The organism is Verrucomicrobiia bacterium, from assembly GCA_035946615.1.
Taxonomy (GTDB): domain Bacteria; phylum Verrucomicrobiota; class Verrucomicrobiia; order Limisphaerales; family UBA8199; genus DASYZB01.
This window is the reverse complement of sequence record DASYZB010000057.1, coordinates 1-8,159: the sequence shown is the minus strand read 5'-3', so window position 1 is coordinate 8,159 and position 8,159 is coordinate 1. Positions and strand designations below refer to the sequence as shown.

The window sequence follows — 8,159 nt, the reverse complement described above, 5'->3', positions numbered from 1 at the left end:
TTGTTTTAGTTGGTGCGCATAGCAGGACTTGAACCTGCACGGGTTGCCCCACTACCACCTCAAAGTAGCGTGTCTGCCAATTCCACCATATGCGCAATCGGAGCCATTTCAATTAACGGCCCAGGGAGTTAGCCCACACGGGCAGATTCAGGCAAGCGGGGGGTGTTGTCAAGCTTGCCGGCCGGGGGCAGTGAGTCGTGGGAGTCGTGGTTTAGCGCGAGGGCACGCCCAAAAGCGCCTGAGGACTGGCACAGTCCAGGACGCTTCGCGGAGACTGGCACAAGAGGGCGCGCCGGATTGCGGTAGTCCACTAGCCTGGCGAGACGGAGCCTCAGACGGTGGCTCGGGCATCTTGCCCGAGTACCCACGGGGCGAGACGCCCGTGCCACGGCCAAAACTTAGCTCCCAAATACGCCCAGGATGCGCTGCAGGCCTTGCCAATGGCCAGGCTGTTCGGGCTTGAAATAGGCCTCTTTAGCCGGACTGAGATCGAATTGAACGAGGAACCCGATACTGTGCGCCCCGCGCTCACCGGAGCGAATGGCATCGATGCCATACCCGTAGCTGAGCATCACGCGCCACGTCCGCGAGGTGTAAAAGACACCGCCCCCCACGCCGGAGTTCCAGCTTCCGGGTTGAGCGAGTCCGGGCAAATAATCCACAAAGGCGGTGGCTGCTGTGACAGTGAGGTTCCAGCGCTCCTCTTTATCAAGGGCGAAGATGTAATTGCCTCCGAACAAGGCGAACTCCTTTGCTGTGATCTCCTGGTAATAATAACCCGGCAACGATAACGGGAATTCGCCCACTAAGGGCAGAAAACCGCCCAGCCGGTAAGCGCTGAAGCGGTCGGCATCGACACTGCTGCCAGCGGTGATATTAATCGAAAACCTCTGGTGCAGGTTGGTCATCGAGTAGGCCAAATATGCCTCGCCCCAGAACAAGTGGGACTGAGGGCTGACGCTGCGGTCATTGTAGCCGTAGGTATCGGCGCGCGAACGGAAATCGCCCTCATACCAAGCGGAGAGTTCCATGGCCAAAGCCGGGTACAAGGTCGGCTCGCGCCCACCCCAACGCACCCCGGTGCGCACGCTGAAGGTGGCCATATCCGCCGGGAGTTTGAAATTGGGGTCCGTTTCAGGGCCGGTATCATAGCTGTCGTAATGGACGATGCCCCTGAGGACGCCGTTGAGCGGGATCAATTGACCCGGGTTGAACAGATGATAAATGCTCAAACTGCCCTGGGCGCTGTAGGCATCAAAGGATTCCTCAGGCAGGAATTTGCCCTGGCGAATCTCGTTGTAACTGTCCGCAAAACCGCCGCCGGCTATCCCCACGCCGATGTCGGTGTTTTCGCCCAAGGCATGGCTGATGCCCAATTCCGAATCGAGGTAGGTGGGGGCAACGGCCAGCCGCAAGGTGAGATTGGTCTGCATGAAATCCGGCTGGTTCCGGTAGTAAAAAGCGTAAGCCGAAAGCGGGGCATGCCCCTCGAAAGCCGCATTATAACCGATCTGGACCAGGTCGCGTCGAATCGGGTCGATTTGGCCCCAGGCCATGAAAGGGAGTAAAAAAAGCAAGCCGACCCCCAGGACATGCCTTCGGCACAGGTGCATCACGGCGGATTTCCTAGCCGAAATGAACCACTCGGGCAAGCGGTTTGATGGAGAATATGTTGAGTTTGGCTGCAGACCGGCTTTAACTGTCTCCCATGCGATGGAGATGGAACGGAATCCTGGCGCTGCTCTGGCTGGCCATGGCCTTGCCGGCTGCGGCGGGGACCGGGCGGGTGCTCAAGGTGCTTCCCGAGTTGCTCGATAAAGGTGGCAAGACTTCCCTTTATCCGAGCCTTTACGAACGGGATGCTTATCAGGCCATGTTGCGGCAGCATCCGGCATTGGTCTCCGGGATCCGCTTTTATGTGCAATGGAGGACCAAAGCGCCCATTTGGGAACGGCTGAGAATCCGGCTCGAAATGCGCGGCGGAGCCCAAGGCAACCTGGCCAGCCAGATTGCCCTGGAAAAGCCCGTGCCGACCCGCAGCGGTTTGCTGGGGCAATGGACTGCTATCACCCTCGATGGCGACCCTTACAAGAAATTCGGCAGCGTGAGCGCATGGCGAGTCACCTTATGGGAAGGGGGAAAACTCCTGGGCGAACAGAAGTCGTTCCTTTGGTAAGATTGTTCTGCCGCAATCGGGAAAGAGGTTTGCCTGCCGGATGAGCGCCCGAGGTCACCCTTGTTTTTCCTGGGTGCGCAGGGCCCGTTCATAGCAGGCCAGGGCTTCGTTGTAGCGTTCCATGCGGTTGTAGAGGCCGCCCTTGTGCAAATAGGCAACGGTCATGGAAGCATCGGCTGCAATGGCGCGGTCATAACAGGCAATCGCCTCATCGAGCTTTTGGAGCCGTTCGAGTGCTGTTCCTTTTTTTACGAGCGCTTCGGCATTATCAGGCTCCAGGGTGAGCGCTTCATCAAAGCAGGCCAGAGCGGCTTCCGGCTTGTCCAGATTGAGCATGGACTGGCCTTTGCCCAGGAGCATGGCGGAGCGGTCTTGGGTTAGGGTGAGATTCGGATCAACGGGGATCTCTGGTTTGCCAGCCGAGTCCCCATTGCCGTTCGCATCGGCCTTGAGCGGCGTGGCCGTGGTGTGCTCGAGCTCATGAATGCGCCTTTCGAGCTGTTCAAGAGCCCCCAGCAGGCGCAGGTTGGATTTCTCGGCCGCGCCCGGTTCGACCAGGCGGGGTTCGCCGGGGCCGAGCGCAGTCAGCGCCAGCGGCGCTCCCAGCGCCCGCAGGCCAGGCATTGAAGAGGAGATTTCGGCCAGCCCCTGCACGGTGCGGGATTGGAACCAGGCCATCAGGAGCATTGCAATAAACCCAAGCGTCGCGAAGCTTCCGGCCACAATCAGCATCACTCGGTTCGAACTCTGCATCGCTTCGAGTTCGCGCGCGCGTTGGGACGACAGAGCGCTTTCGATTGTTTGGAGGCGAATCGCCAGGGCCTCGGCGTTTTCCATGGCTGCTTGCTGCGCCTCTTTGCGGTTCTGTTCGACCGCCAGTTGCGTTGCGTGCAGTTGTTCCTGCAATTGCAAATAGGCGCGCAGCGTCTCCTGGGAATTCATATCCCCAGAACTGGCGGCAGCCACGGGCGCCGGATTGGTTTCCACCGCCCACAAACGGCAGGACAATACCAGGAAAAGGATAGCCACGCTAAAGGTTAAGGCTTTCATACGCATTCAAGTGAAAACTAAATCTGCAACGGCTTCCGGTCGCCCGGCTGGGAACGTCATCCTCTTGGCGCCAAGACGCCGAAAAAGCCCGGACAAACGCAACCACAAAATACTCATGCCGGATTGAATCAAGACTGAGCCTCTAGTGTTAAAATGTCAATCCCTGCTAAAAAAGTTGGCTTGCCGCAGGGTAAGGGTCAATGGTTCGATAGCGGGAGTCAATGAGCGCGAAGTTTTGGAAGCGGCTTTCCCACGAGCAAACGCTATGGCAGCAGGGCCTCACGCTGGTTGCGGGCGTGGACGAGGCGGGCTGCGGCCCGCTGGCAGGGCCGGTCGTAGCGGCGGCCGTTGTGTTTCCACGGGCCTGGCTCCAAACCGGCTTGTGCTCCAAACTGCGGGGCCTGAACGATTCCAAGCAATTGACTGAAGAACAACGCGAGAGGTATTTCGCAATCCTTGGTTCGCTGCCGGAGATTCGCTACGCCATCGCCAGCGTGGATGCCGAGATGATCGACCGGATCAATATCCGGCAGGCAGCCTGGCGCGCGATGAACCTGGCTCTGGACCAGATCGAGCCTCGTCCGCAACACGCCCTGATCGACGGGCTCAGGATCAAGTGGCTGCCTTACCCCCAGACCGCCTTGGTCCAGGGCGATGCGCGCAGCTACTCGATAGCTGCCGCCAGCGTTCTGGCAAAGGTCACCCGCGACCGGATGATGGTAGAATTCGAAAAGCGCTTCCCAGGGTACGGTTTCGCCCAGCACAAAGGTTATTCCACTCCCGGTCATCTCGCCGCTATCCAGCAGCGCGGCCCGTGCCCAATCCATCGCCGGAGTTTCTTTCCCTTTCGGCCTGTGGAGACCGAGTTGGACCTGTTTTCCTGAGCACGCAGACCAGGTTGTCGGCCAAATCAAACGCGCTCAACAGGCGTTCGGCCAGCCAATAGAGCGCATGGGCCGGTTTGAGCAGCGGGTTTTGTTTATAGGCAGTGGTCCTCTGAAGCAGCGCGGCGCGTTGGCTATCCTGGACCTCCTGGCCTCCGCTGCGCCAATCCTGCCAAAGGATAATCGGGTTGAAATGCGTCGTCCGCAGTTCAATCACCGCGAACCGGCTCCCGGCCAATCTCCGCAACGTCGGTCTTGTAAAGTAATTCAAATGTTGCGGGTAAATGTACCGGTAATGGCCGCCCAGCATCCGCGCAGCGAGTGATTCCATGTTGGGCACCAGGACTAAACAAAGGCCCCCTGGTTTGAGAATCGCGCAGGCCTTTTCCAGAAATGCCTTCGGGTCCAGCAGGTGCTCGAGAACAGCCCAGAAACTTACCGCGTCGAATTGTTTCGACCCGAAATCCTCTTCCAGGAACTGCCCCCGAGCCACGGGGATACCGCGGGAAGCGGCATAATCGAGCGCCGGGCCGCTGGCATCGAGCCCCAGCACATCATAACTGCCGGGAAAACGCCGCCCGAGCTGGTAGAGAAACCCGCCCGTGGAACAGCCCACATCCAGGATTGCGCCGCCGTGGCAGTGCTTCCGAAACAGCCGTAGTTCGCGGCGGAAACGCGCCTCCGAGTAGTCTCCCTCCAGCTTCGCGGGCGTCAGGTAATAACCTGCGCCTGCCTGATCATAGTACTCTCCCGATGCGAATTGCCCCGAAACCGGGTTGCAATAAACCATCGAACACTCGAGGCAACGAACCAGGGAGAGTTGACCCTTTTGCAGAGAGGGCTCGTAAGCGCCTTGGCCGCATACCGGACAGCAACGCAGGACTGGTTTCATACGTTAGGCAAATCCTTGCCCGGAATCTTTGTAGGAGACGACGTAAGGAGTCTCTGATCAAGATTGTCTGCCGGCCGCCTTTGATTCACCTGGAAATTGCTGATCAGAGACTCCTTACGTCGTCTCCTGCCATCAGGAATGGCGGCTCGTTGCTTCGACCCCCGAGGGGAGAGGCCTCTCGGCGGCTTGCATCTTGACATTTCTCTGCTCAATGGCCCACTTATAAAACGAGCGGGGGCGGCAATCAAAGCAAACCGGGCGAACAATGCATTGGGTCGAGCAAATGCGGAGGTGGTGGAGTCGAAGGCCGAGGCCTGTGCACTTGCGCTATGGGGAATTGGGGGAACAGGCCGCCAGGAAGTATCTGCGGCGGAATGGGCTGAAATTCCTGACGGCCAATTTCCGTTCGCAACGAGGGGAGATTGATTTGGTATTTCGGGAGAAGGAATGCCTCGTATTCGTCGAGGTCAAGACGCGCTCTTCAGAGGACTGGGAGCGCCCTGCTGCGGCGGTGGATGCGCAGCGGCGGCGGCGCTTGACGCGAGCAGCCCTGGATTACCTGCGGCTGCTGAGATATCCGCAAGTGAAGGTCCGGTTCGATATTGTCGAGGTGTTGCTGGATGCCGGCAAAGTACATTGCGTGCGGCATTTGCCGAATACCTTCCCGATGGAACGGCCATACAGGTATGGCTAAAGGCGCAACTTATGCATGGGGCCGTGGCGACGAGTCCCCAAATGAACTGCATCTTCGATCTGCCGATGCTTCTCCCTCTCCCCTTCCCAAGGGGAGAGGGCCGGGGGAGAGGGGTCTCATAAGCGCTAACTTAAACCCGATGAGCGCGCCGTCGGTCGCCGAAAATCCCGAAAGGGATTTTGCCCTCCAGCCCAAGGTTGCGAGGAAACGATCTACCCTGGGTAATCTGAGCGCATCGGCCTCAACTCCGAAGGAGTTGTGCCCCCCTTAGAATCCAACTAAATCCTGTGCCGCAATCACTCTCTGCGGTTTACATCCATTTGTTTTTTCAATCAAAGAACGCCGACCTTCCTTGCGCGAGCTTTCAGGATGAACTTCGGCCTTTGCTTCGCAAGCACGACATGCAGTGGGACGAGCGGTACGCGTGTGATTAATGGAAGCATCGAACGGGCGCAACCTCTTCGAGGTTGGCTCGGCTCCGCGACAATTTTCCCAGGGTAGCTCCCCCGCCCTTTCTAATCCTCTCAACGCAAACGCTGCGCCGGGAAAAAGCTCAGCCCGCCTTAGCGCTCATAGGAGCGAGGTCCCTCCCTGTACTTTATTAACAGTGCTCTCCTGCAAGCAAATCGGCCTGGTGCAAATCGAGCCGGAAGGGCTCCAGCGGCATATGCCGATCGTGGGCGAGGAACTGCTCGCAAATATCGAAAAATTCGCTGCGGGCGGTTGCTCGGCGGATTCGATGCAGGAATTGGCCGGTGGGTTCGACCCCAATCCCAAAGTAATTCATGTATTTCTTCATGCGTTGCACCTGGGCCATCTCGGGCATGTCCGCAAGACAAGCCGCAGCGTAGAGTGCGCGCACATAATTCAGCGCGTCATAGCCGGTGGGAATAAAGAGCGGCTGGCCGCGCTGTGCTTGCCTGATTTGCTGGAACAACCACGGATTGCGAATCGCCCCGCGCCCGATCATCAGCCCGCGCGCGCCGGTCGATTTGAGGACCTCCCCGGCCTTGGTTGCTGAATAGACGTTGCCGTTGGCCAATACCGGACACCCGAGCGCGGCCACAGCTTCTGCTATGTACTCGTAATGGACCGCGCTGCGATACATCTCTTTGACCGTGCGGCCATGGACCGTGAGCAGGTCCAGCGAATGCCTGGCAAAAATCGGCAGCAACTCAGAGAAAACCTCGGGAGTGTCAAAACCAAGCCGCGTTTTGACGCTGAACTTGATATGCACCGCTTCCCGAAGCGCTCCTAAAATGGCATCGACCTTCCCGGGCTCACGCAACAGGCCGCCTCCGGCGCATTTCCTGTAAACCACAGGCGCGGGGCAGCCCAGGTTCAGGTCAACGGCCGCAATCGGGTATTGCTGCAGTTCACGGGCGGTCCGGACCAACGCGGGGATGTCGTTGCCGATCATTTGGGCGATGACCGGTCTGCCCGTGGGATTTTGAACAATCGACTGGAGAATGTGCCGATCGAGATTCGAGGTCGGATGCACGCGAAAATATTCCGTGAAATAGACGTCCGCCCCGCCATAGCCCGCCAGCAGCCTCCAAAAGGCCAAATCGGTCACGTCCTGCATGGGCGCAAGTGTCAGGATGGGGGGCGTCCCTTGGAGCATCCTCTCAAGCTCGGCAGGCGCTTTGGCCGCGGCGCCCGGGCCACCTGCCAGGGCAGGGCCGGCAATCCGTTCTTCAATGGCCTCTTGTGGATTCATCACTCCGTAGCATGCCTGCGCAGAATACCATCGGTATGGTTTCGCTCGAAAGCACAAACATCCCCATCTGCGTCCCTCCGCCTCATCTGCGGTTTTGGCCGCCTCCTTATCCCAAAGATCAGCCCACGAGGGACAAAACGCCCCCCTTTCGCCAGGTCATCCGCCGATCGTTTCCACTGTAACGGGTTTTGTGGCCCTATACAAAGTGAAGAGAACTATTGAAAACTATGAACTCCATGAAAACCCTCCAAACCACTCACCCGCTCCCGTGCCTGCTCTCCCGCACCCTCGTCCCCGCCTGCCCCGCTCCGCACGCTCCACGCTCTACGCTCCACGACTTCGCTCCCCGCAACGCTTATCTCATGCCCAAATCCTCATAACACCCAAACTTTTTTCCACATTATTTCGCCGCCAAGCGGGAAACTTTTTTCATTTTTCTTGAGCCGAAATGCGATCTCGATGAGGTTATATAATAGAGGCTGTGATCGCTCCCAGAGCCGGTCGCCTGCCTCATACACTCAATAAAACAATACGCCTTAAACACTTATGCACCAAACTTTCACCCGTAACCCATTTCCGACACTTAAGCCAATCATCCAAAGGCTCCGAAAACCTATGAAAACACAACCCTCCCCATCGTCCCTCTCTCCCATCCGTGAACTCCATGTAATCCGTGGTTCAAACCAGCGGGGTCCGAACCCATCCGAACCCAATCGAACCCAAGAAAATTGTTTTTCCGCCCA

General features: G+C 58.3%; 7 protein-coding genes and 1 tRNA gene. 3 read left to right on the top strand and 5 right to left on the bottom strand.

The features are described from left to right. Positions 1-10 precede the first annotated feature (10 nt). A tRNA-Leu gene (locus VG146_09385) sits at positions 11-95 on the bottom strand. Positions 96-398: 303 nt separating this feature from the next. Beyond that, the gene (locus VG146_09380; GenBank protein ID HEV2392561.1) at positions 399-1,616 is read right to left on the bottom strand and encodes a hypothetical protein; all 1,218 of its coding nucleotides are present in this window, start codon (positions 1,614-1,616) and stop codon (positions 399-401) included. A 92-nt stretch (positions 1,617-1,708) separates the two neighbouring features. Here VG146_09380 and VG146_09375 point away from each other — a divergent pair, with 92 nt between their 5' ends. After that, a complete protein-coding gene (locus VG146_09375; protein HEV2392560.1) occupies positions 1,709-2,176 on the top strand; it encodes a hypothetical protein in 468 nt (155 codons plus the stop codon). A 54-nt stretch (positions 2,177-2,230) separates the two neighbouring features. Here VG146_09375 and VG146_09370 read toward each other — a convergent pair whose 3' ends face one another. Next, the gene (locus VG146_09370) at positions 2,231-3,226 is read right to left on the bottom strand and encodes a tetratricopeptide repeat protein (GenBank protein ID HEV2392559.1); all 996 of its coding nucleotides are present in this window, start codon (positions 3,224-3,226) and stop codon (positions 2,231-2,233) included. Positions 3,227-3,447: 221 nt separating this feature from the next. Here VG146_09370 and VG146_09365 point away from each other — a divergent pair, with 221 nt between their 5' ends. Further along, complete coding sequence (locus VG146_09365) at positions 3,448-4,110, top strand: ribonuclease HII (protein ID HEV2392558.1); 663 nt, start codon at positions 3,448-3,450, stop codon at positions 4,108-4,110. Here VG146_09365 and VG146_09360 read toward each other — a convergent pair. After that, positions 4,022-5,002 carry a class I SAM-dependent methyltransferase gene (locus VG146_09360; protein HEV2392557.1) on the bottom strand — a complete coding sequence of 327 codons (981 nt, stop codon included), beginning with the start codon at positions 5,000-5,002 and terminating at the stop codon, positions 4,022-4,024. The genes VG146_09365 and VG146_09360 overlap by 89 nt on opposite strands. Before the next feature lie 316 nt (positions 5,003-5,318). Here VG146_09360 and VG146_09355 point away from each other — a divergent pair, with 316 nt between their 5' ends. Then, a complete protein-coding gene (locus VG146_09355; protein HEV2392556.1) occupies positions 5,319-5,696 on the top strand; it encodes a YraN family protein in 378 nt (125 codons plus the stop codon). Between the two features lie 601 nt (positions 5,697-6,297). Here VG146_09355 and VG146_09350 read toward each other — a convergent pair. Further along, positions 6,298-7,416, bottom strand: coding sequence for a tRNA-dihydrouridine synthase family protein (locus tag VG146_09350; protein HEV2392555.1), 1,119 nt, complete (start codon positions 7,414-7,416; stop codon positions 6,298-6,300). Positions 7,417-8,159 lie beyond the last annotated feature (743 nt).

Bases quoted from the DNA above. Each gene is read 5' to 3' on its own strand.
- VG146_09375 (HEV2392560.1), top strand. From the start codon at position 1,709: ATGCGATGGAGATGGAACGGAATCCTGGCGCTGCTCTGGCTGGCCATG.
- VG146_09370 (HEV2392559.1), bottom strand. From the start codon at position 3,226: ATGAAAGCCTTAACCTTTAGCGTGGCTATCCTTTTCCTGGTATTGTCC.
- VG146_09365 (HEV2392558.1), top strand. From the start codon at position 3,448: ATGAGCGCGAAGTTTTGGAAGCGGCTTTCCCACGAGCAAACGCTATGG.
- VG146_09360 (HEV2392557.1), bottom strand. From the start codon at position 5,002: ATGAAACCAGTCCTGCGTTGCTGTCCGGTATGCGGCCAAGGCGCTTAC.
- VG146_09350 (HEV2392555.1), bottom strand. From the start codon at position 7,416: ATGAATCCACAAGAGGCCATTGAAGAACGGATTGCCGGCCCTGCCCTG.